Origin of the sequence: Fuscovulum blasticum DSM 2131 (genome assembly GCF_003034965.1) — a bacterium.
Taxonomy (GTDB): Bacteria; Pseudomonadota; Alphaproteobacteria; order Rhodobacterales; family Rhodobacteraceae; genus Pseudogemmobacter; species Pseudogemmobacter blasticus.
This window is the reverse complement of sequence record NZ_PZKE01000006.1, coordinates 191,151-212,082: the sequence shown is the minus strand read 5'-3', so window position 1 is coordinate 212,082 and position 20,932 is coordinate 191,151. Positions and strand designations below refer to the sequence as shown.

The 20,932-nt window shown below is 67.8% G+C and carries 24 protein-coding genes; 2 read left to right on the top strand and 22 right to left on the bottom strand.

Going from position 1 to position 20,932, the window contains the following annotated elements:
- Positions 1-58: 58 nt before the first annotated feature.
- The 22 genes from C5F44_RS08590 to C5F44_RS08485 all read right to left on the bottom strand — a co-directional run bounded on the left by C5F44_RS08590 (position 59) and on the right by C5F44_RS08485 (position 19,318).
- A complete protein-coding gene (locus C5F44_RS08590) occupies positions 59-721 on the bottom strand; it encodes a lysophospholipid acyltransferase family protein (RefSeq protein WP_107673095.1) in 663 nt (220 codons plus the stop codon).
- 9 nt (positions 722-730) lie between these two features.
- Positions 731-1,537: a serine O-acetyltransferase gene (cysE, locus tag C5F44_RS08585; protein WP_107673094.1), complete on the bottom strand. Its 807-nt coding sequence runs from the start codon at positions 1,535-1,537 to the stop codon at positions 731-733.
- Between the two features lie 92 nt (positions 1,538-1,629).
- Positions 1,630-5,514: a baseplate multidomain protein megatron gene (locus tag C5F44_RS08580; RefSeq protein WP_107673093.1), complete on the bottom strand. Its 3,885-nt coding sequence runs from the start codon at positions 5,512-5,514 to the stop codon at positions 1,630-1,632.
- A 2-nt stretch (positions 5,515-5,516) separates the two neighbouring features.
- Positions 5,517-5,960: a C40 family peptidase gene (locus C5F44_RS08575; protein WP_107673092.1), complete on the bottom strand. Its 444-nt coding sequence runs from the start codon at positions 5,958-5,960 to the stop codon at positions 5,517-5,519.
- Positions 5,957-6,871: a DUF2163 domain-containing protein gene (locus tag C5F44_RS08570; RefSeq protein WP_107673091.1), complete on the bottom strand. Its 915-nt coding sequence runs from the start codon at positions 6,869-6,871 to the stop codon at positions 5,957-5,959. The genes C5F44_RS08575 and C5F44_RS08570 overlap by 4 nt, the downstream gene beginning before the upstream one ends.
- On the bottom strand, positions 6,868-7,500 hold the full coding sequence (locus C5F44_RS08565; RefSeq protein WP_107673090.1) for a DUF2460 domain-containing protein: 633 nt from the start codon (positions 7,498-7,500) through the stop codon (positions 6,868-6,870). Before C5F44_RS08565 ends, C5F44_RS08570 begins: the two co-directional genes overlap by 4 nt.
- 5 nt (positions 7,501-7,505) lie before the next feature.
- Complete coding sequence (locus C5F44_RS08560; RefSeq protein WP_107673089.1) at positions 7,506-8,159, bottom strand: phage tail tape measure protein; 654 nt, start codon at positions 8,157-8,159, stop codon at positions 7,506-7,508.
- Positions 8,146-8,355, bottom strand: a complete 210-nt coding sequence (locus C5F44_RS08555) for a rcc01693 family protein (protein WP_107673137.1) — start codon at positions 8,353-8,355, stop codon at positions 8,146-8,148. Before C5F44_RS08555 ends, C5F44_RS08560 begins: the two co-directional genes overlap by 14 nt.
- Positions 8,355-8,675, bottom strand: a complete 321-nt coding sequence (locus C5F44_RS08550) for a gene transfer agent family protein (protein WP_107673088.1) — start codon at positions 8,673-8,675, stop codon at positions 8,355-8,357. The genes C5F44_RS08555 and C5F44_RS08550 overlap by 1 nt, the downstream gene beginning before the upstream one ends.
- Entirely contained in the window at positions 8,675-9,088 is a 414-nt protein-coding gene (locus tag C5F44_RS08545) for a phage major tail protein, TP901-1 family (RefSeq protein WP_107673136.1), read from the bottom strand. Before C5F44_RS08545 ends, C5F44_RS08550 begins: the two co-directional genes overlap by 1 nt.
- A 40-nt stretch (positions 9,089-9,128) precedes the next feature.
- On the bottom strand, positions 9,129-9,524 hold the full coding sequence (locus C5F44_RS08540; RefSeq protein ID WP_107673087.1) for a DUF3168 domain-containing protein: 396 nt from the start codon (positions 9,522-9,524) through the stop codon (positions 9,129-9,131).
- Positions 9,521-9,859, bottom strand: a complete 339-nt coding sequence (locus C5F44_RS08535; RefSeq protein WP_107673086.1) for a head-tail adaptor protein — start codon at positions 9,857-9,859, stop codon at positions 9,521-9,523. Before C5F44_RS08535 ends, C5F44_RS08540 begins: the two co-directional genes overlap by 4 nt.
- Positions 9,856-10,458: a head-tail connector protein gene (locus tag C5F44_RS08530; protein WP_107673085.1), complete on the bottom strand. Its 603-nt coding sequence runs from the start codon at positions 10,456-10,458 to the stop codon at positions 9,856-9,858. Before C5F44_RS08530 ends, C5F44_RS08535 begins: the two co-directional genes overlap by 4 nt.
- 81 nt (positions 10,459-10,539) lie before the next feature.
- Positions 10,540-11,736 carry a phage major capsid protein gene (locus tag C5F44_RS08525; RefSeq protein ID WP_107673084.1) on the bottom strand — a complete coding sequence of 399 codons (1,197 nt, stop codon included), beginning with the start codon at positions 11,734-11,736 and terminating at the stop codon, positions 10,540-10,542.
- A 39-nt stretch (positions 11,737-11,775) separates the two neighbouring features.
- On the bottom strand, positions 11,776-12,330 hold the full coding sequence (locus C5F44_RS08520) for an HK97 family phage prohead protease (protein WP_107673083.1): 555 nt from the start codon (positions 12,328-12,330) through the stop codon (positions 11,776-11,778).
- A gap of 4 nt (positions 12,331-12,334) precedes the next feature.
- Positions 12,335-12,580, bottom strand: coding sequence for a GTA head formation protein, RCAP_rcc01685 family (locus C5F44_RS08515; protein ID WP_107673082.1), 246 nt, complete (start codon positions 12,578-12,580; stop codon positions 12,335-12,337).
- A complete protein-coding gene (locus tag C5F44_RS08510; RefSeq protein ID WP_235822575.1) occupies positions 12,577-13,716 on the bottom strand; it encodes a phage portal protein in 1,140 nt (379 codons plus the stop codon). Before C5F44_RS08510 ends, C5F44_RS08515 begins: the two co-directional genes overlap by 4 nt.
- Positions 13,717-13,893: 177 nt before the next feature.
- Positions 13,894-15,237, bottom strand: coding sequence for a DNA-packaging protein (locus C5F44_RS08505; RefSeq protein ID WP_181318227.1), 1,344 nt, complete (start codon positions 15,235-15,237; stop codon positions 13,894-13,896).
- Positions 15,188-15,514 (bottom strand): hypothetical protein, encoded by a 327-nt coding sequence (locus C5F44_RS08500; protein WP_107673080.1) that lies wholly within the window; start codon positions 15,512-15,514, stop codon positions 15,188-15,190. The genes C5F44_RS08505 and C5F44_RS08500 overlap by 50 nt, the downstream gene beginning before the upstream one ends.
- Before the next feature lie 206 nt (positions 15,515-15,720).
- Positions 15,721-16,902, bottom strand: coding sequence for an endolytic transglycosylase MltG (gene mltG / locus C5F44_RS08495; RefSeq protein ID WP_107673079.1), 1,182 nt, complete (start codon positions 16,900-16,902; stop codon positions 15,721-15,723).
- 3 nt (positions 16,903-16,905) lie between these two features.
- Positions 16,906-18,165 carry a beta-ketoacyl-ACP synthase II gene (gene fabF, locus C5F44_RS08490; RefSeq protein WP_107673078.1) on the bottom strand — a complete coding sequence of 420 codons (1,260 nt, stop codon included), beginning with the start codon at positions 18,163-18,165 and terminating at the stop codon, positions 16,906-16,908.
- Between the two features lie 205 nt (positions 18,166-18,370).
- Positions 18,371-19,318 carry an arginase family protein gene (locus tag C5F44_RS08485; RefSeq protein ID WP_107673077.1) on the bottom strand — a complete coding sequence of 316 codons (948 nt, stop codon included), beginning with the start codon at positions 19,316-19,318 and terminating at the stop codon, positions 18,371-18,373.
- Between the two features lie 230 nt (positions 19,319-19,548).
- Here C5F44_RS08485 and C5F44_RS17975 point away from each other — a divergent pair, with 230 nt between their 5' ends.
- Together C5F44_RS17975 and C5F44_RS08480 are read left to right on the top strand one after the other, a co-directional pair.
- Entirely contained in the window at positions 19,549-19,716 is a 168-nt protein-coding gene (locus C5F44_RS17975; protein ID WP_181318226.1) for a hypothetical protein, read from the top strand.
- A gap of 65 nt (positions 19,717-19,781) precedes the next feature.
- On the top strand, positions 19,782-20,858 hold the full coding sequence (locus tag C5F44_RS08480) for a flagellar motor switch protein FliG (RefSeq protein WP_107673076.1): 1,077 nt from the start codon (positions 19,782-19,784) through the stop codon (positions 20,856-20,858).
- Positions 20,859-20,932: the final 74 nt, after the last annotated feature.

Below are 20,932 nucleotides of genomic sequence, written 5' to 3'. Positions count from 1 at the left end.
AGCACGCCGACGCCCAGAAGCAGGATGGCAAGATCCGGGCCAGCGGTGGCGGAAGGGGTCACGATCTGGGCTCCTTCAGATCAAGGAGCGCGGTCGCAGCGCGGGCAAGGAAGGCGTCTTTCGGCTCATCCGGCGCGATGCGGATCGCGGGGCCGAAGGTCACGGTGCAGATCAGCGGAACCGGCACGATCTCGCCCTTGGGCATGACGTGGTTGAGGTTCGACATCCAGACCGGAACAAGATCAATGTCGGGGCGCTGGCGGGCAAGGTGGTAAAGACCCGACTTGAAGGGAAGCAAGGGGTCATCCGAGGTGTTCCTCTTGCCCTCAGGGAACAGGATCAGGGCAGAACCCTCATCCAGCGCCGTGACCATCTGTTCCACCGGGTCGGTCGTCCGTGCCTCGGGCCGGCGGTCGATCAGCACCGCGCGGAACACGTCCCGGCCCGCAAAAGCCCGAAGTGGCGATGTCAGCCAGTAATCCAGCGCCGCCACCGGCCGGGTGCGCCGCCGCAGCGCTGGCGGCAGGACCGTCCAGATCAGGACGAAATCCGCATTCGATGTGTGATTGGCGAAATAGACCCTTGGGCCGGCTGCGGGCAGCGACCCCGACCATATGGCGCGCGGTGCCGTCACGAAGCGGGCGAAAAGCGAAATCGCCCCGCCCGCCCATCTGGCCAGAGTAGCCAGTGCAATCGCCTTTACCCGTTCTGCGAACGTCATCAGGTGCGATCAGCCCGGCAGGATCAACTGATCCATGGTCAGCGCCGGCTGATCGCAGCCGGCCTTGCCAACAACCCGGGCAGGCACCCCCGCGACGGTGCTGTTCGGAGGAACCTCCTCCAGCACCACCGACCCTGCCGCAATGCGTGAGCAATGACCGACCCGGATATTGCCAAGCACCTTGGCCCCTGCCCCGATCAGCACGCCATTGCCGATCTTGGGGTGGCGGTCGCCATCTTCCTTGCCGGTCCCGCCCAGCGTGACCGAGTGGAGCATGGACACATTGTCACCGACAACGGCGGTTTCCCCGATGACAATGGAATGAGCGTGGTCGATCATGATGCCGCGCCCGATCACCGCCGCGGGGTGAATATCCACACCGAACGCCTCGGATACCCGCATCTGAACGAAATAGGCCATGTCGATCCGGCCGCGCTGCCACAGCCAGTGGCCAACGCGATAGGCCTGCACCGCCTGATAGCCCTTGAAGAACAACACCGGCTGCAGGAAGCGGTGGCAGGCCGGGTCGCGCTCATAAACGGCCATAAGGTCCGCCCGGGCGGCAGCGCCAAGCGCGGCATCATCGGCATAGGCCTCATCCGCGATCTCGCGCAGGATCTGTTCGCTCATTTCCCCCGAGGCGAGTTTCAGCGAGAAGCGATAGGCCAGCGCGCGTTCAAAGCTGGCATGGTGCAGCAGACCGGAATGGATCAGGGCACCCAGCAAAGGCTCGGACCGGATGGCATCCTCGGCTTCATCGCAAATCCGGGTCCAGACCGGATCTACCGTCGCAACACGCTGTCTCGTTTCCGCCATTCCTGCCCCCTTAGGCACCCGGCTCCAGCCGATGCGCCAAGTATGGGTCAAGTCCCGCCCGGCCACAATCGGCAAACCTCTGGATTGCGGGCTCAGGCCGGAACGAAAACCTGCCGGAATGGCCCAGGCCCGAAACGGGACGAGACCTGGGCCACAGCCAGGCTGAAGCCCGATGACACCCCGTCGCTGGCCTGGGCGGATGCGGGGTATTCAAACAAGCACGTCGTAGATGTGTATTCCGCGCGGATGGCCGCCCCCACCATGACGCGGACAAGATAGGTCTCCGTCTCCTCGCCCAACGGCACGTCGCCGGCGTTCCAGCCATCGCCATCAAGCCGGGTCCGCCGGACCCACCTTGCGGTGACGGGTGTCCCCGATCGTCCGGTCGCGCGCAGATGGGCCACGGAATAGGGCCGAAGCCCAACGCCATCAAAGGCAAGCGTGGCCTCGACGATGTTCGGATCGTCATACCCGCGCAGCGCGGCGCCGATGCGATAATGCCGGGCCAGACCAAGGGCGCTGACCGGCAGGTCGATCTGCGACAGGCTCCGGTCAAGAAGCACCACGGTGCTGCCAGCCGGCCACGGCCGCAACATGGCCTCGCCGGTGCCAAGTTGGCCCCTCAGGCGCAGGCTGAGGTCATAGGTATCCTCAGCCACCAGTGTTGCAGAGGCGAACTGGAAGATCTCCCAGCCGGAAGCCCCGCCATCCCCGATCGCCATCGCATTCGCGCCGTTGAGGACATCCAGCGCCGAGGCCGCCGAGAGCCTGCCCCCCACGACCTTCACCCGCAGCGCCGGGCCCCGATCCCAAAGACCGGCCGGAAAGGCGGGCAGCTCCGACTCGGTCACCCCGACAATCGACGGTGCCGCGACAAGACGGTTCAGCTCGAACCCGCTGTCGCTGGCCGAGGACCAGACGGCCACACTGCCCGGCCAGGGATCGGCCGCCACCGCGACATAAGGCGCGTGGGGCTTTTCCTCGCCGGTAAGGATCGGCAGATCAAGGAAGACCGGAAAGACCGGAACCGGCGCGACGAACGCCCGTGCCGAAGGCGTATCCTCAAGACCCGGTCGGCGCTCGTAAAGACTGCCCTCCACGCGCACGGCCTCAATCAGCCGCACATCGCCATGGTCGATGCGATCCACCCGATAGGTGCTGCCATCCGGCAATTCGATCCGGTCCCCCGCCCCCAGTTGGCGCGACGATTGCGGCAGCGCCAGCCGCACCGCATCGCGGGCAACCCGCGACTCGGACAGCCAGCGCAGCACAATCTCGGATGCCTCGCCCGCGGTCAGAACCAGTTGCATATCGGACGCCATCACCGAAGGCCGGGTCTCGTCAGGAATACGCGCCTCAGCAGCGCGGATCTCGTAATCCCCGTCGCTTTCGACATGCCCAAGGCGTACGAACCCGGCCATTTCCGGTTCCGAGGCACGCAGATGCTCAACCACGCCGTCCAGATCATCGGACATCGCCAGAGTGCCGGCCGTGATCTGGTGATCAACGCCCGGTCGACGGGGCAGAAAGCGCAAGGCTCCGTCACGCTCGACCGCATCAAAGGCGAAGGCCGCGGCCAGGGGCTGCAAGGTTGCCCGGGCCGTCTGGTTTTCGGCATGGGCATAGCCGCGCACCACCCCGAAAAGGGCCTTGGTATCGACCGCAACACCCCCGCTCCTGGCGCAGATCTCCTGAACAACGGCGGCCAGCGGCTGGTTCGTCGCCCGGCCGTTCAGCCAATGCCCCCGCCCATAGGCCGCCCCGTCGCTCCACAGGTCGCTGCGGGACGGAAAGGCGGGAAACGGACGGCTGTCCCAGGCCCAGGCATGGCAACGGGCAAGATCAACCATCCGCCCCTCATAGGCCGATGCCGCAGGGTTGTTGGCCGGGTCGGCCCAGAACTCGGCCATGGCGCGGTAATATTGCATCTGGATCACATCGTCGCGAAACCCAAGCGAGGCCCTCGGCAGCGCGGATTCAGACGAATGGATGTCCAGAAATCGGTTGGGCTGGTTGGTCGCCTTGTCGATGGCCGCGCAGCCGTATTCGGTAAACCGGATCGGTTTCGATCCGGGCACCCAGCCTGTCGGCACGGCAGCCCGGACACCTGCGACCCGCGGATAATGATCGTTTTCCCACCAGCCCTTCAGATCCTTGGCCCGGAACACCCAGGGCTCGCCATGGGCGCCATCGGTGATCGGCAGGCGCACCTGCGCGGCCTCTCCGGCCGGGCTGTCGTAATACCAGTCAAAGGCCTCGCCCCCCGCGATGTTGGACTTCAGATAGCCAAGGTCATGGATCGCCCCCCAGCCGGCATCCGCATGATCGGTCCCGTCGCGCCAATCCGACATCGGCAGGTAGTTGTCGATGCCCACAAAGTCGATCGCCGGATCGGACCAAAGCGGATCAAGCGGGAAATGGACACCGTCTCCAACGACATAGCTGCCGTATTCGGTCCAGTCCGCCGCATAGGTCAGCTTGCAGCCTGCCCCCAGAACCTGCCGCACATCCGCCGCAAGCTGCCGCAGGGCCGCAACCGCCGGAAAGCCGCCGGCCCCGTCCCGAAGCCGCGTCATCCCAGGAAGCTCGGACCCGATGCAGAAGGCATCCACCCCGCCCGCCGCCTTGCACAGCATGGCATAGTGCAAAACGAAGCGGCGGAACGACCATTCGTCAGGGCCATGATAAAGAACATCGCGGCCTGAAATGACAAAATCCGCCGGCTTTGCCGTTCCGAAGAAGGCGTCGACCTCTGCCGCAACAGCCGCGCTTGCATCCGGCGACCCCGCCCGTCCCGGGGCCGTGGAACAGGTGATCCGTCCTCGCCAGGGCAAGGCGGGCTGGCTTGCCGCCCCGGACCACGGGTCCGCAAGGCCATTGCCGGACACCTGATCCATCAGGATGAACGGGTAGAACATCACCTCGCGCCCCGCAGCCCTGACGGCGCGGATCGCTTCGATCACCGCCGCATCCGCCGGCGTGCCCCCATAGATCGACCGCCCCTCGATCCGCGGCACTTCAAGCGCCTCTGCCCGCCGGATACCGCCGGATCGCCAGGGCATCCGCACACCGTCATGTGCCACCTGTTCGACCTTGGGCCGAATCTTGCAGACCCCGCAGCGCAGATCACTGCCGAACCACGATGCCACAAGTGAAACCGAACCAACATTCGGCAACTCGGACGTCAGATGGTCGAAGCTGGTCAGAAAGTCGCTGCGCCCCGAGGCCGAATTGACATTGGCCGTCCGGTTCCGGCCCGGACCGTACGCATAATGCACCTCGGAAGTCGCCAGCGCATATTCCCCCGTGCCCGGAATCAGCGCCACCGCCCTGATCACATCGGCAAGGGTCGGCTCGCCCCCTTGCGCGGCGCGAACCACCTCAAAGGTGAACTGGGGAATCCGGCTGCCATAAGGTGTCAGGTCAAGATCCTCGAACACCACATAGGCCAGCCCCCGATAGGCCGGTGCCTGCCCTGCCCCTTCGATGGCCTCGATCTTGGAATCCGGCAACTGGTCCTCGGTCCCCCTGTAGACCCGGTAGGACAGCGTCGAGAGGTCAACCTCAGCCCCATCCGCCCAGATCCGCCCGACCTTGAGGATTTCCCCTTCGCACAGGCCAATCGCCAGGCTGACGGAATAGCTGTACTGCGTGACCGAAGGTCTGCCACCCTTGCCGCCGCGGCTGCTGTTGGCATGTTCCACGAACTGCGAAGACCAGATCGCCTGCCCCGCAACCCGCATCCGGCCCCAGATGCGTGCGACGGGCGCCCCCTCGCTTGCCCCGGTCAATCGCAGCCGGTCGATCCGGCCAACCTCAACCGGGTCCGAGCCGCCGCCCAGAATACGCTGGTCGATGGCGCGGCCGAGGGTTGCGCCGATGGCCCGCCCGATCACTGCGCCTGAAAGGCCAAGGATCGTTCCGCCAAAGCCGGCCCCGATCGCCGCGCCCGCCGCCGAAAGGAGAAGCGTCGCCATGGTCAGTTGTCTCCTTCGGGAAAGGCAAAGCGGGCCGCGATCCGGCGCGCCCAGGGTGCGCTCAACGCACTTTCGGTCACATCATGTCCGCTGTAGGCGTGAATGAACCGTGGCACCGGCCCAAGCGCCGACTGCACGCCCAGATGCCTGGCCGGCCCCCGGTCGCAAACCCGGAACAGCAGGACATCGCCCATGGCGGCGCTTGCACCGTCCTTTTCCACCAGCCAGACCCGCGCCGCAGCCAGCAAGGTTTCGCGGCGGTCGGCTTCGGCCCAATCGGGCTTGTAGGCCGGCACAAGGCACGGTTCGGCCCCGTAAAGCGCCCGCCAGATGCCACGGATCAGGCCAAGGCAATCCGATCCTGCACCGCGCGTGCTGGCCTGATGGACATAGGGCGTGCCAAGCCACAGCCTGGCCTCGGCAACGGCCCGCTCACCAACTGTCATTCCACGATCCCGCCCAGCAGATCATGCAAACTCCGGCTGCCACCGTCGGCCGGCTGGCCGGCGCGCGGATAGGCGGTCAGCCAGTCCTCGCCGGGAATGTGCGGAAAGCCGCGAAAGTTCAGAAAATTGGCAAACTTGGCGCGGCAGGTGGCCGCCCGCTTGTCACAGCCTGCGGTCAGCCGGACCCGATCCCCCGCAATCAGTGGCGCGCGGATCGACTGCCACAGCTCGATCTGCCGCGCGCTGCCATTCTGGCGGTCGCCCCGGATCATCACCCAAAGCCCCGCCGCCTGTCCCGTCAGGACATCCAGCCGCCCCCCCTCGAACCACCGCGGATCAAAGCCGGCCGCGCCCGGAAACTCCAGCACCCGCTGGTCCCGGTCCAGCGCGCCCACCTCCCATTCCGCGAAATACCCCGGCTGCGACAGATCAAAGCCGCAGCGCCCGTCTCCCAGAACGGCGTTGCAGGTCCGGGTATAGGCCAGACCCGTGATCTGGTTCAGCGGCTCGGTCAGCCCCCGCAACTCGGCCCGGAACTCTGCGCCCTTGCGCACAACTTCGCCCAGGGTGCCCCGGAACAGTTCGGCCCGCTCCTCTGGCCGGGCCCAGTTGACCAGCCAGACCCGCACCTCCGCCCCGTCGAAACGCCCCGCCGACAGATCGGCCTCGCAGATCGCGTCATCCGACAACGCGCCCACCGCCTCGCTGTTGTCGACCGACAGGCCGGTCGCCTGCTGCAAGGCCAGCGCATTCAGCCCGGTGTCGGCCTTGCAGACGATCCCGTCGATCGTCAGCGGCTGATCGTGGTCGGTGAACCCCAGCACCGTCCCGTCCCGCCGCAGCAGCACCCAGGCACGGCAAACCGTGGTCGTGCCGCCCTGCAGATGCAGATCAAACGCCGCCGCCGTCATTGCCGGACCTCCACCACGGGAACGCTGGGCACATCCCCCGCCTGAAACGACGCCACCGAAACCTGGATGCGGTCGGTGTCGAAGCGCACCGGCACGTCAAACTCGAACCCGGCGGTGATCCGGGCGCCAAGCGGCGGCGCGGTGGCAAAGCGGATCTCGCCCATGGCAGGATCAACCGTGAACTCCAGCCCCTCGACCTTGGGGTCGCCCGCGACCGCCACCAGAACCGATCCCGCAACCGGCTTGCGAACCGGGCGGGCATAGCTTTCCGCCCCCGACCGATAGGTCTTGACCAGTTGGAACACCGCCGCCAGCCCGTCGCCGACGCCGATCACCTGATCGTCGAAGCTGACCGCCCGTGTTGCCGGGCCAGACCGGTAATCCGCCCAGTCCCTCCAACGAAAGCCGTGCAACTGCCCGGACCTTGCCTCGAAAAAGGCGATCAGCGTCTCGACATCATCCAGCGACCGCAGCCCCAGACCCGCGTCATAGCGGCGGCGGCTGTGGGCCCAGGGCGTGTTGCGCTCTTCGTGCCCGTTCTGCAGCGTCACGATCTCGGTGCGCCGCTCGGGGCCACCGACCGAACCGAAGCTCAGGTTGGCCGGGAAACGGATTTCGTGGAATGCCATTCTTCTCACCTGTTGCGTTGACCGCGGGCCAGCGCGCGGCCCACCTGCGCCGCGACCTGGGATTGGCTGCGCTCAAAGCCGCGCACGTCTGGCGTGGTGATGTTCATCACCACGTTGACCGGGCGCGCCCCGCCGGACGCCTGCACGCCAAGCCGCCCGTCCGCGCCGCGCGTCAGCGGCATGATCGCCTCGGGCCCGGCCTCGCCCATCAGCCCGCGCCCGCCCCGCATGGCAAAGCTGACGGGCGAGGCGACGATCCCGCCTTGGGCAAACGGCATCACGCGGCCCTGCGAAAAGCTGCCGCCCTTTTCAAAGGGCATCAGCCCGCCCATCACCGCGCTGACCCCTTGCGCCAGCGCCCCGCCAAAGGCGTTGGTGACCGGCTTCATCGCGATGGCGTAGATCGTGTCGACCATGGTCTTCGCCACGTTTTGCAAGGCGTCCGACAGTTTCATCCCGTCAAACACCAGCCCGTCGAACGCCCGGCGCAATCCACCTGACAGGCCAGATGACAACGTGCTGACCTCGCGATTGGTAAAGACCGCCGTTTCCCGCATTCGCGCCAACTCACCGTCAAAGACGGCCACCACCGCCGCCGAACTGCCAAGCTGGGCATCCAGCGCCGCCAGTTGCTCGGTCAGCAGATCAATCCGCTCCATTCCCTGCTCCCTTGGTCACGTCCGGAAAGGCGGCGGCCAGTTCGGCCAGCCGCGCCCGTGTCAGCGGGGCCGCGCCCTGCTCGATGCCCAGCATGATCCGCAGTTCCACCGGCGTCAGACGCCAGAACACCGCGGGCTCAAGCCCCAGCCCGTTCAACCCCGCCCGCATCAGGCCGGGCCAGTCCAGACCGGGCATCATCCCGCCTCGGGCAAGGCAAAGGCGCGCGCCAGCAGTTCCGCCGCAGCCCGCGCCGCCGCGACCGGCCCCCCGCCGATCTCGGCTGTCATCAGATCAGCCGCGGTACCGGGCCACCCCCCGCCCCGCAGCCCCGCCACCACCAGCGCCAGCACGTCGCGCGACGAAAACCGCCCGCCCTCGAACCGCTCGACCAGATCCAGCAGCGATCCCGCCGCCAATCCGGCCTCCAGTTCTGCCAGCGCGCCCAGCGTCAGCCGCGCCACATGCGGCTTGCCGTCGAGAAGGATCTCGACCTCTCCCGCCCAGGGGTTCGCCATCAGAGCGCCGTGAACGTCAGCACGCCGGCCGAGGCAAGCGCGACCTCATAGGTCGCCTCGCCATTGTGGCTGCCGGCATATTCCAGCGCGGTAATCTGGAACGGCCCCTCGACAATGCCGAAACCGGGGATGATCACCTGAAACGCCGGAATCTCGCCGGAAAAGAACACCTGCCGCGCGCGCTCGTCGGTATTCGCATCGCGAAACACCCCGGACCCGGAGATTCCCGCCGATTTCACCCCCGCGCCGGCCAGCAGTTCGCGCCAGCCACCCTGCGATTCCAGACTGGTCACATCGACCGTCTCGGCATTGAAACTCAGTCGCGTTGCGCGCAGGCCGGCGACGGTTTCGAAATGTCCGTCTCCCGTCTGGTCGATCTTGATCAGCAAATCCTTGCCGGCCTGAACAGCCATGGTCATCTCCTTGAAAAGGTTGTCGTCTTGGCTTGCGCCGTCAAAGTTCGACCCTGGCGCGGAAGCTCAGGTCGATCCGGCGCACCTCGCCTTCGTCAATCCGCCGGGCCGTGGCACGCTGAAACGTCAGGCTCACCAGCCGCCCCCTCGTCAACGCCAGCGCAGCTCCCGACAAAGTGTCCGTGATCGCCCCGGCAATCGTCTTTGCCGCCAGAAAGCCGGTGCCATCACTGATCACGCTGATTGCCACAACATGCTCGGCCCCGGCCCCGGTCTTGTCGCTGGCATCGCGCACGTCTTCCGGGCCAAGCAGCACGAAAGTGCCCGCCGGGGACGGCGGCACCGCGTCATGGATCGCCACCCCGGCCAAAGTCGTGGCATCGGCCAGCGCCTGAAATACCGCCGCCTGCAAGGCGGCCGCTGCGCCATAGCTCATTTCGGGGCCTCCTCCCGGCAATGACAGGTCAGCCAGCGCCCGGCCGGATCACGCTCGGCCACCGCCAGGATGGTGAAGATCCGGCTGCCTTCGCGGAACCTCTGGTCCGGGCGCGGCCGGTTCGGCGCGCCGGGCAAGGCCGCCCGCACCGTGATGCGGCAGGCAACCGAACTCAGCACCACCTCTTCGCCAGCTGGATCGCGCCCCGCCCCGGCCACCACCTCGGCCCAAAGCGTGGCCACCGGCTGCCAGACCGTGGCAAAGCCGCCCGCCCCGTCGGCCACGCGCTCGGCGCCCTCCAGAACCAGCGCGCGGTTCAGATGCGGCACCTTCATCTCCGCCCCCTTCCGCCCAGGAGTCTGACCGCCCGCCAGCGTTCGATCAGCGTGGCAACGGCGAACGGCAGCCCCGCCTGCCCGCTGCCGTCATCATGGCGATGCTCGTAGAACTCGGCCGCCAGCAGCAGCACCGCCTGCCGCAGATCGGCCGGAACATCAGTCCAGCCAAGGCCGAACCCGGCATCAAAGGCGATCACCACCCGCCCCCCGGACGGGATCAACGGCAGCGCCATTCCGGCGGCAACCAGCCGGGGCCGGTGCAGATCGACCTCCAGCCGATAGCTGTCCGGCGAAACCACCGTCTGCCCGCCGTCCGCCGCAACCAGCGTCACCGCCGCGATCCGCGCCACCGGCCCCAGCGGGAGCGCCTGCTCAACCGGATCGCGCCACCCGGCCAAGGCCCATTCGAAGCGCCGTTCCAGCAGCGCCTTGGCCGTCCGCCCCTCGATGACCGAGATCGCGGCGCGAAGATGGCTTTCCAGAAGCCCGTCCTGCGCCGGCGCCAGCGCAAACCCGCTGCCCAGCCGCAGATGCTCCTTCAAGGCCTCGACCGGCAGGGCCGCCCCCGGCACCGCCGTCACTTCGGTCAACATCATGTCTTTCCCCCGATCCCGCCGATGAACTGAAACCGGCGCGGGGCGCGCGACCCTGCGCGCGCCCCGCGCCGGGCCGCCGCCTTACGAAACGGCCACTTTCAGCAGCTTGATCGCGGCATAGTCGGTGACATCGCCCCCCACGCGCTTGCTGGCATAGAACAGCACATGCGGCTTGGCGCTGAACGGATCGCGCAGGATGCGCAGGTCGGGGCGCTCGGCCACCGTATAGCCGGCGGCAAAATCGCCGAAGGCAATCGGATAGCTGTTCGCCGCGACATCCGGCATGTCCTCGCAGATCAGCACCGGATAGCCCATCAGCCGCGCGGGTTCGCCCGCCTGCAGGCTGTCGCCCCACATGAAGCGGCCATCGGCATCCTTCATCTTCCGCACCGCGCCGGCGGTCTTGGAATTCATCAGGAAGGTGCCGTTCGCGCGATAATCCGCGCCCAGGGCATAGACCAGGTTCACGATGCAGTCGCTGGCATTGGTGGTGGCGAAATCCGCCGCCGCCCCGGTGGGCACATAGCCCAGGCTGCCCCAGGCCCAGCTTGCATTCGCCACCTTGCCCGGCAGCAGAATCCCCTTCGGCTTGTCCACGCCATCGCCGCTGATGAAGGCCGCCGCCTCGGCGCGGATAAAGCGCGTGGCGATCTTGCCGGCCAGCCAGCCTTCCACGTCAAAGGCGCTGTCATCCAGCAGGCGCTGGCTGGCCTTCGGCATCGCGCTCAGCTCATGCAGCCGGATCGAGATGCGCTCGATGGTCGGCGTCGCCGTTTCCGCCGCCGCGCCGCTTTCGGTCGCCCAGCCCGACCCCACTTCGCTGCGGTCGATCAGCACATCGAACGAGGTCGCCTCGACCTGCACGACATTGGCCACCGCCCGCAGCGACGAGGTGGACACCAGCATCGACCGGATGCTGTCCGCCGTCTGCGGATCGACCAGATAGCCGCCATCCGCAGCCACCGCGCCGGACATGGCCTTGCCATCCAGCACCAGGCCGCGCAGCCCGTCATCGTCGCCGGTCCGCAGATAGGCGTTGAACGCCTGTCTGTGCGGAACGTCCAGCTCCACCGCGGTCGAAAGGGCCGGGCGTCCGTAGGTCATGGTTTTCCGATCCAGCATGGTCAGTCGCTCTTCCTGATGTTGCAGCGCTTTCTTCACGTCACCCTGAAAGCTGTTGAATTCCTTCAGGAAACCGGACATCGCGGTTTTCACCTCCGCGGCCGGCGAATGGGCCTGGGGCATGGCTTCCCCGGCCCGAGACTCTCTCTCGGTCATCCTTCGATCCCTTCTGTTCAGGTTCAGTTCCGGGCGCGCTCAGCGCCCGGCCAGGCTCCGGCGCGCCTCGTCAAAGACACCGGCCAACTCGTGGAAAAGGCCCGACAGATCGTCGGATTTCGCCGCCACCCGCGCCTGCGGCAGCATCGGAAAGGTCACCAGCGACACTTCCCACAGGTCCAGCTCCTGCAACAGGCGCTGTCCCTTGCCGTCGCGTTCCGCCCGGACGGTGCGATAGCCGATCGAAAGCCCGTCGATCGCCCCCGCCGCCAGCAGGGCCGCAACTTCGCGGCCCTTGCCGATCTCGGTCAGCAGGCGCCCCTTGACCCGCAGGCCGGTGGCATCCTCCCGCACCTCGTCCCAGACGCCGATGGGCTGTCCCGGATCATGCTGCCACAGCATCTTGACCCGTCCGCCCGCAGCCCCCAGCCGTTTCAGCGACGCGGCATAAGCCCCCTGCGCCACCACATCCCCGCCCTGGTCGCGCAGGCCGAAAATCGAGGCATAGCCCGTCACGACATGCCCCTCCGTCACTGTCAATCCCGCCTCGGGACGGTGGAATTTCCGCTCCGGGGCGCCATATCCGCCGTTCATCGCCTCACCTCATTGCTGCCCTGATCAGCGCCTCGGCCCCCTGCGTCAGCAGAAAGGCCGCGACCCCGTAAACCCCCAGCCAGATGCGCCGCTCCAGCCGTTCCAGCGCGGCGTCGATCTGCGCCAGCCGGTAATCCAGCGCCGACCACCGCTCCTCCATCACCCGTTCATTGGCCTCGATCCGGGCCTGCGCCGCATCGAAACTGTCGAACAGGAAGCGCGACCCCGCGCCTTCCTTGCGCAGGTTCATTCCGCCTCCGGCAATCGCGGCAGCCCCAGCAGGGCCCGCTTCTCGGCCACGGTCAGGAAATCGGCCGCCCCCACGCGGGTCCATTGCTGGTCACGCTCGATGGCCAGCGCCGGGATCTGGTCCAGATCCGGCCGCAGCTCCACCGTCTCGCCGGTGAACCCGGCCAGCCAGTGCGACAGCGCCGCCAGCACCCGCTGCGCCAGCGGCAGCACGGTCAGCCGATAGAAGGCGCGGTTCGCCTCCTGATAATTGGCATAGGTGGCGTCGCCCGGAATCCCCATCAGCATCGGCGGCACGCCGAAGGCGATGGCAATTTCCCGCGCCGCCGCCTGCTTGGTCTCGTGAAACTCCATGTCGCTGGGGCTGAACCCCATCGGCTTCCAGTCCAGCCCCCCTTCCAGCAGCATCGGCCGCCCGGCATTGCGCGCGCCCTGGTGATGCGCCTCCATCTCGCTGACCAGCCGGTCATACTGGTCCGGTGTCAGCACAGACCCGCCATCCGTACCCTTGTAGACAATCGCCCCCGAAGGCCGCGCGGCATTGTCCAGCAGCGCCTTTGACCAGGCGCTGGCGCTGTTGTGCACGTCGATCGCCACCGCCGCCGCCTGCAGGGGCGACAGCCCGTAATGGTCATCCTGCGGGTGAAAGCTGCGGATGTGGCAGATCGGGCTCTGCCCCTCGCTCACCGCAAAGCGGTGCGTCCTGCCCCCCACGGCATAATCATAGGCCACCGGCCAGCCATCCGGCCCCGGCACCAGCGCCATCCGGTCGCTGCGCAACACATGCAGCTCGCCCGGCATCGCCCCCGGCCCCGGCACCGCCTCGACATAGGCATTGCCCGACAAGAGCAGATGCCCGAACACCGCCTCCATCAGCTCGGCCCGCCCCTGCCCGCCATTCGGGCGCGCCAGCAGCGCCAGCAGCGGATGCTGGTCGAACCGACGTTCGGCATCCTGGCACAGCACCGGCAAGGCCGCCGCCGCCTCGGCAATCAGCCGCACGGCGCGGAACCCGATGGGATTGCCCTGAAACCCCGCCTTCGCCAGCGACACCGCATCGCGCGGGCTCCAGGCCACACGGCCCGACCCGGCCCAGGCGATCACCCGCCCGGTGGCGCTGGCCTTCTTCTCCGGCATCGCGGCAGGCCCCGCCTGCCCGGCCCGTTTCAGGAAATCGAACACCTCGGTCGCTCCTTTCGTCGCATGACAGCGCCCCCGCCGCCCCGCCGGGGCCGACGAACCTGCCATTTCATCTGTCCAGAAATATCCCGGGGTCCGGGGCAGCGCCCCGGGGGCCGCCAAAGGCCCCGGCGCTCAGATCGTCCGCACCGCCGGCCGGCCGATCCGGCCAGTCGGATCGACCATCAGCTCGGTCAGCGCCCAGACCAGCGCATCCAGCCGGTCAGGGCTGCCAGAGCCCTCCCACCCCGTCCGCGCCATCTTCATCATCTGCGCCTCCAGCGCCTGCAGGCCCCGGACATGCGCCACCCGGCCCTGCTCATACAGCGCCGCCACCGGCTCGGCGCGCAGCATCTTGCCCCGCATCGCCCGCACCTCGCGGATCGGCGCCAGCGGATCGCTCTGCCGCACCACCTGCGCCACCAGATCGCCCCCCTGGTTGACCTCGACCACCAGCCGCTCGGCCCCGAACTCCTCCAGCGCGGCCAGCGCGGCCCGCGCCCAGCCATCCGGCGAGGCGCCCTTGACGCTGCGGTCGGCCAGCACCACCGCCCGCCATGCGGCCGGCGGCCCGCGCAGATCGGCGCCGACCACCACGATGCCACATTCGTCGCTGGCCTTGGTCGCGGTTACCGGCGGGTCCACCGCCACCACAACCCGGCTTGGCCGCACCTCCGGCGCCGCCTGCGCCGCCGCGATCATCGCCGGCGTCCACAGCGCCCCCTCGGCCTCTTCCACCAGCACCCCCTCCAGCTCCTGCCGGCCCAGGCTGGTGCCGGCATAGCGCGCCTGCACCTCGGCCAGGAAACTCTCGGCCAGCCAGGCGCGGTTCGCCTCGGTCGGGGCATGGGTGATCACGGTGGACGGGTTCTTCAGGATCGCCTTCAGCACATCGACATTGCGCGGCGTGGTCGTCACCACCTGCTGCGGGTTGCGGCCCAGCCGCAAGGCGAACTGAAGCTGGTCCCAGGCCTCGCGCCCCTTCGACCATTTCGCCAGCTCATCCGCCCAGGCCGCATCGAATTGCGGGCCGCGCAAGGATTCAGGGTCATGCGCCGAAAACACCTGCGCCTCCGCCCCATTCGGCCAGACCAGCGTCTTGCGCCCCGCCACCCACTCGGGCCGCCGGTCGGGCGGCGAACAGGCCAGGATGCCGCTGTCGCCCATCACCATCACCTCGCGCGCCTGGTCCACCGTCTCGGCCACCAGCGCCAGCCGCGACGCCCGCCCCGCCGCCAGCGGCGTGCCGCCTTCGACCATCGACCGCACCCATTCCGATCCGGCCCGCGTCTTGCCCGCCCCGCGCCCGCCCATGACGACCCAGGTCTTCCAGGCCCCGGCCGGCGGCACCTGATGCGGCAGCGCCCAGAATTCAAAGATCCAGGGCAGCGCCAGCAGGGCGTTCTCGCTCAGCCCCGCCAGAAAGCCGTCAATCTCCTCTTGCGTCGCGGAGGCAAGCCAGACGGCGCCCGATTTCATCGCGTGCGGCGTCGAGGTCCAGCTCGCCCCGGGCTCCGACATCCCCGGCGATCTGCTTGCGGAGTTTCTCGACATTCCTGCGTCCCTCCAGGACCTGTTTGCTCATGTCCACCAGATCGCGGACCGCGGCCTTGCCGGCCTTCGCCGCCTCGAACTGGCCGTCGCGGATCGCCGTCAGCGCCGCATTCAGATCGCCCACCGCGATGCGGAACAGCTCTTCCGTCAGCCGCAGGCCCTCGTCCGGTTCCGCCTCGCCGTCGCTGAACCTGATCGTCATCGGTTATCCCGCCCGCCTTTCCCATGCCGCCCCCTGCATGATCGCAACGAAAAAGCGGCACGGGGTTGCCCCCGGCCGCTTCCGACACCTCTACCATCATGCCGCAAGGTCTACATCGGACCGCACGCCAAGTCAAGATGAAAACACAGCAATATCAGATGCTTGGGCGATCTGTGCGTTAACCTTTCGTTAACCTCGCCCCGGCCTCAGTCGCTGCCCCCGCTCTCGGGCTGGCCCTGCGCCGCGCGCTCGGCCTCGATCTTGCGCCACTTCTCGACGTTGCGGTTGTGCTCTTCCAGCGTCTTGGCGAAGACATGCCCGCCCGTGCCATCGGCCACGAAGAACAGATACTCCGTCTTCTCGGGGTTCAGCGCCGCCTCGATCGAGGCCCGCCCCGGGTTGGCAATCGGGGTCGGCGGCAGCCCGTCGATGACATAGGTGTTGTAGGGCGTCGCGCGCCGCAACTCGCTTTGGCGCAGCCCCCGGCCAAGGGCGCCCTTGCCTCCGGTCACGCCATAGATCACCGTCGGGTCGGTCTGCAGCCGCATCCCCTGCTCCAGCCGGTTGATGAAGACGCTGGCCACCGTCCGGCGCTCGGCCGCGATGCCGGTTTCCTTCTCCACGATCGAGGCCATGATCAGCGCCTCTTCCACCGTGTCATAGGGAAGGTCCGCCGAACGGTTCGGCCAAAGCTGCGTCAGCAACCGGCTTTGCGCCTCGGTCATCCGCGCGATCAGTGCCGTGCGGTCAGCACCCTTGTCCACATCATAGGAATCAGGCGCCAGCGAACCCTCGGCCGGCACATCGCCAATGTCGCCGGTCAGGAAATCGGCCTGCTTCAGCTCCTGCACCACCTGCCAGCTTGTCACGCCTTCGGCCAGGGTGACGCGATAGCGCATGTCCGGGCTTTCCAGCGCCTTGGCATATTCCGCCGGCACCTCCCCGGCGCCGGGGCTGAACTTCACCACCTCGACAAAGGCATTGGTCGCCGGGTCCAGCTCGCGCAGGATCACATCCGCCGTGGTCACCCCGATGCGGAAGTTGATCTCCTGCCCGCAGGTCGATTGCCCGCCCGCGGTGATCGCCGCCAGCACCTCGGACATCGAAGCGCCGGGCTTGATCAGATACGACCCGAACTTCAGGTCTTTCGACTTTTCGGCATATTCCGCCCCGATGCGGAAGATCCGCGCATCGCTGACCGCGCCGCGTTCTTCAAGGTTGCGGCTGACCGCCGCCAGCGAGGCCCCGCGCTCCACCTGAACGCAGATCGCATCGGCCAGTGGCCCCGGCGTCACAAATTCGTTGCGGCCCCAGGCCACCAGCGCCGCCGCTGCAATCAGCAGCACGAAGAACAGCGTCAGCGCGTTCGAGGCGATGGAGCGCCACATCCCTCAGCGAACCTTGCCCAGGATCACGCTGGCATTGGTGCCGCCAAAGCCGAAGCTGTTGGACAGGGCCACGTCGATCTTGCGCTTGACCGCCTTGTTCGGCGCCAGGTCCAGCCTGGGCGTGACGGCAGGGTTGTCCAGGTTGATCGTCGGCGGGGCGATCTGGTCGCGGATCGCCAGGATGCAGAAGATCGCCTCGACCGCGCCCGCCGCACCCAGAAGGTGGCCGATGCTGGATTTGGTCGAAGACATGGTGGCCTTGGCCGCCGCCTCGCCCATCAGCCGCTCGACCGCGCCCAGTTCGATGGTGTCGGCCATGGTGCTGGTGCCATGGGCGTTGATGTAGTCGATGTCCGACGGCTGCAACCCGGCCCGCGCCAGCGCGGCCTGCATACTGCGATAGCCGCCGTCGCCGTCCTCGGACGGGGCGGTGATGTGATAGGCATCGCCCGACAGGCCATAGCCCAGCACCTCGGCATAAATCTTCGCACCGCGCGCCTTGGCGTGTTCGTATTCCTCCAGCACCACGATGCCCGCCCCTTCGCCCATGACGAACCCGTCACGGTCGGCGTCATAGGGGCGGCTGGCCTTTTCCGGCTCATGCGCGCGCTTGGTGGACAGCGCCTTGCAGGCGTTGAAGCCCGCGATGCCGATCTCGCTGATCGGCGCCTCGGCGCCCCCGGCCACCATCACATCGGCATCCCCCAGCATGATCAGCCGCGCCGCATCGCCAATGGCATGGGCGCCGGTCGAACAGGCCGTCACCACCGCATGGTTCGGCCCCTTGAAGCCGAAGCGGATGGACACCTGCCCCGAGACCAGGTTGATCAGGCTGCCCGGAATGAAGAAGGGCGACACCCGCTTCGGGCCCTTCTCCTTGATAAGGATCGCCGTCTCGGCAATCGTCGTCAGCCCGCCGATGCCCGACCCGATCATCACCCCGGTCCGCAGACGGCCCTCTTCATCCTCGGGCTGCCAGCCGGCATCGCGGACCGCCTGCGTGGCGGCGGCAAGGCCGTACAGAATGAAATCATCCACCTTGCGGCGGTCCTTCGGCTCCATCCAGTCATCGGGGTTGAAGGTGCCGTCGCTGCCATCGCCATAGGGAATTTCGCAGGCATATTGCGTCACCACGTTCGAGGCATCGAACCGCGTGATCGGCCCCGCCCCGGACTGGCCGGCGACAAGGCGCTTCCAGGTCTCTTCCACCCCGCAGGCCAGCGGTGTGACCATGCCCAGACCCGTGACGACAACCCGGCGCATCCAATTCCTCCGAAGCAAGACCTGTCCTTGCGGGGTGATACACGCCCCCCTTTTCCCGCGCAACCGACCCTGCGGAACCGGGGCCGGTTCCCGCCGGGGGCCGCAAAACGGCGGCCTCGTCCGGCTGCACGGCGCGATGCAAGGCATTTCAAGGCGTTACGGGAACGCCGCCCGAAGTCGCCCCCGTTTGCCCCTTGGGCGCCCCTCAGCCCTGCCGCGCCACGATGCCCATCACGGCGGCCAGAAGCTGCGCCGCCAGCATGGCGCCCATCCCGTCCACATCCCGGTCGGGCATGAATTCCACCATGTCGAAGCCGACGATCCGCGCCTTTTCCGACACGCCCGCCACCAGCTCCAGCACCTGCCAGTAGGACAGACCGCCCGCCGTCCGGCCGATCACCGCAGGCATGATCGCCGGGTCCAGCGCATCGACATCGAAACAGACGATGACATTCGCCCCGTCGGGGATCAGGTCGATGGCCGGCCCCACGCCCGCCCGCGCCACCTGCCCCGCCGGCACGAAGGCAACGCCCCAGTCGGTGGCCTCCTGCACATCCGACAGCCGGGCCGACCCGATGCCCCGGCTGCCCACCTGCACGATGCCCTCGACATGCGCCATCTCGGACGCGCGGCGCATGGTGGAAGACAGGCCGTAACGCTCGCCGCCCACCTCATCGCGCCAATCGATATGGGCGTCGATCTGCAAGATCCAGTAGGTCTGCCCCCGCGCGCCAAAGGCCTCGATCATCGGGATCGGCAGCGAATCGTCGCCCCCGATCAGGAAAGGCACCCCGCCGCGATCCAGCACCGAGGACACCGCCCCGAAGATCCGCGCCCGGTTGCCCACCGGGTCGGCCTCATCCTGCGGCAGATCCCCGGCATCGACGGCATCCACCCCGGCCGGGAACACCGGACCGCCAAGGTCAAAGTTCATATGCGCCAGATTGGCCGCGTAAGGCGCCGCCGCCGCCCGGATCGCCGCCGGCCCGCCCGCGCAATAGAACCCGACCGAAGGATAAGGCGTGCAGCCATCTGCCCCGATCAGCGCGATTTTCGCCGGCAGGCGCGACAGGTCGCGACAGCGCGGCAGGCCCATGAACGTATCCACCGTGCCGGTGCCGAACATCGCGCCCAAGGTCTTGTTGCCCGTCATTGCCCTGCCCCATTCCTGCAACCCTTGCGGGCAGGATGCGCGAGGCCCCCGGCGCTGGCAAGCAGGCGGCGAAGGTGCAGGCGGGGCCTTGCCCTTGCAGCCCGCCCTTGGGCGAAAAGCTGCGGGCGAAAAGCTGCATTTGACAGTGCAGATTTCGTGCTACCTTTCCCTTGGGGCAGGCAAACATGGCCGCCCTTCCCGCCACACCGAACCGACAAGGAGGACGACCGATGACCACAAGGACGACCCTCGCCGCGATCGCGCTGGCCTTGCTGCCGACCTGGGCCGCCGCAGAAGGCTGCCATGGCGGCATGAAGGAAGTGACCGCCTCAAGCTGTGCCGAAGGCATGGTCTGGGATGGCGTCCAGGGCACCTGCGTCCAGCAGCCCACAAGCTGACGGAAAGCCCACATTAACCGCCCTGCGCCATCCTGCCCCCGGACCGAACGGAATCGGAGGATGGAATGGCCGCGAACGGGTTGCCGCTTGCCCGCATCACGCCCGCCCAGCGGGCCGTGACGCTGGACGATGGTCCGCGCCGGATGCTGACACCGCGCGAAAAGGCGGCGGTCATCGTGCGCTATCTGCTGGGCGAAGGCACCGCCCTGCCGCTGACCCAGTTGCCAGATCCGATGCAGGCCGCCTTGGCCGAACAGATGGGCGCCATGCGGCTGGTGGACCGGCAGACGCTGGATCAGGTGGTGCAGGATTTCATGGCCGAACTCGATCAGGTGGGGCTGGCCTTCCCCGGCGGGCTGGAAGGCGCCCTGTCGGTGATGGACGGGCATATCTCGCAGACCGCGGCCAGCCGGCTGCGCCGCAAGGCGGGCGTTTCGGCCAAGGGCGACCCCTGGGAACGGCTGGTCGGCCTGCCGGCCGAAAAGCTGGTCCCCGTGATCGAGGATGAGGCGGTCGAGGTGGCGGCGGTGATCCTGTCCAAGCTGCCGGTGCCGCGCGCGGCCGAAATCCTGGGGCGGCTGCCGGGCGAAAAGGCGCGGCGCATCGCCTATGCCGTCTCGCTGACCGGCAACACAGACCCGGAAACCGTGCGCCGCATCGGCCTTGCCGTGCTGGGCCAGATGGACAGCCAGCCGCCCCGCGCCTTTGACCGCGACCCGGTGGAACGGGTGGGGGCGATTCTCAACATCTCGGCCGCCGCCACGCGCGAGGCGGTCTTGCAGGGGCTTGAGGATGCGGATGCCGGCTTTGCCGAACAGGTGCGGCGGGCCATCTTCACCTGGCCGCATGTCCCGGCGCGGATTTCGCCGCGCGACATCCCCAAGATCATCCGCATCGTCGATCAGGCGCAACTGGTGACCGCCATCGCCTTCGCCCAAGGGCGGCCCGAGTTCGAGGCGACGGGGGAATTCATCCTGACCAACATCTCGCAACGCATGGCGCAAGGCATCCGGGAAGAGGTCGCCACGCGCGGCCGCATCAAGGAAAAGGACGGCGAAGAGGCGATGAACGCGATCATTGGCGCGATCCGCACGCTGGAAGCCTCGGGCGAGGTGGTGATGATCCAGCCCGAAGAGGACTGATCCGCCAGCGGGTGAAAACCCTTTCCGCTGGCGCCGCCCCCCCCAGCCCTTGCCGCCGGCGGCGCTGCGGCCTA